Annotated in this window: 1 protein-coding gene; it reads right to left on the reverse strand. The window is 48.1% G+C overall.

The window, feature by feature from the left end:
• Positions 1 to 330: 330 nt before the first annotated feature.
• Positions 331 to 861, reverse strand: a complete 531-nt coding sequence (locus tag HWQ67_RS18620) for a hypothetical protein (protein ID WP_218254193.1) — start codon at positions 859 to 861, stop codon at positions 331 to 333.
• Between the last annotated feature and the right edge of the window lie 500 nt (positions 862 to 1,361).

The following is a 1,361-nucleotide window of genomic DNA, read 5'->3' on the forward strand; positions in this document are numbered from 1 at the left end:
AGCCTCATACCAGACAGGTTTAAACTAAGTTAAAACAAGTCGAAAAGGTATTGCGTTATGACGTATGCCGTCCCATAATTGCCCAAAGTCCACTGCCCAAGGTCAAGGGGTAATAGTAGCGAACGTTTCGCTACTAGTTACCGCGTCATAACAGTTGTAAAGTATGCTAAGTAAAACCACACAGAATATTCAAGGTGAGTCAAAGAGTTGCTTCGTTTTGGTAAAAGGCACGGCAGGGTTGTCATTATGCTTAGGAGAAGGAATTCAAGCACACCAATTAGACCCTCAGTCGAATGTCGTTTTATTTTTAAAGTCTTTTTACAGTTGCTTTTACGAGTCCGTGTAGCGAATCCGAGCATAGCCAAGCAGAGCCCCAGCAGTTGCACCAGCAGCATTCGATGCAATCTTGTAGAAGTAGAGCGAGTTCGACACGATGTCAGCCACAGTCCCGTTGTTCGCCGCGTTGTACTCAACAACAAGAGGCCGCTTAAACTTCATGTACATATGAAAGTGCCTAAGAGTCCCAGGCTCCGCAGTCGCGTTGATGATGTACTGCCTATCCCATAGTATCTTGAACCGCTTACGCTGAGTCAAAGTCCTCATAGCCATGTAGCTGTTGCTCGCTAGCTGATCGCCCAGAGTAGGAGCAGCCGCATTCGGTTGCCGATCAATAAAGGCCATTATCCTATGGCACTGATCCGTCCCAGTCCCAGCAGTCGCATAAGACAGTAGCCGCATTTCGATACTCTTGATAGCGATCTTAACACCTATACGTGTAGTAGCCGTGTTGCCCAGAGAGAGCCCATTAAGCAGAGTCTGCAGCCCAGTCGAGTCCATAGCGCCGTCCAAGACCGTGTCCAAGTACTTCAGTTCCCCAGAAGGCCGAGCCCAGAAAGGAGGAGCCGAAGCAGCAGCAGCAGCAGACACAGCCCTACGCCGAGAGTACTTAGTCCGCTTAGAAGGCCGAGAGACCCCGTAGCCAGAGTAGCCCCGCTTCATAGCCATGTTGTATGTCGAGTGTCGGTTAGTGTTTGTTTTTTTTTCTTTTTCTTTTTTTTCTTAAACCTGAAAGGCTTCCGACGAATGACGTCACTTCACAACTTTTTCCCAACCGACTACTAAGATTGTTTTGAAGGGTTCTAAAACAATGACGTCAGGGTGCCGTCCCATAATGTAACCGAGGTCACCTGTAACCGAAGTGGGGGGTAATACTGTCCCCCCACCTCGGTTACAAACGCAGTTGCAAGTTCATAGCCTCATACCAGACAGGTTTAAACTAAGTTAAAACAAGTCGAAAAGGTATTGCGTTATGACGTATGCCGTCCCATAATTGCCCAAAGTCCACTGCCCAAGGTCAAGGG

The sequence above is a fragment of the Candidatus Magnetobacterium casense genome (assembly GCF_019173545.1).
In the GTDB taxonomy this organism is placed as follows: domain Bacteria; phylum Nitrospirota; class Thermodesulfovibrionia; order Thermodesulfovibrionales; family Magnetobacteriaceae; genus Magnetobacterium; species Magnetobacterium cryptolimnobacter.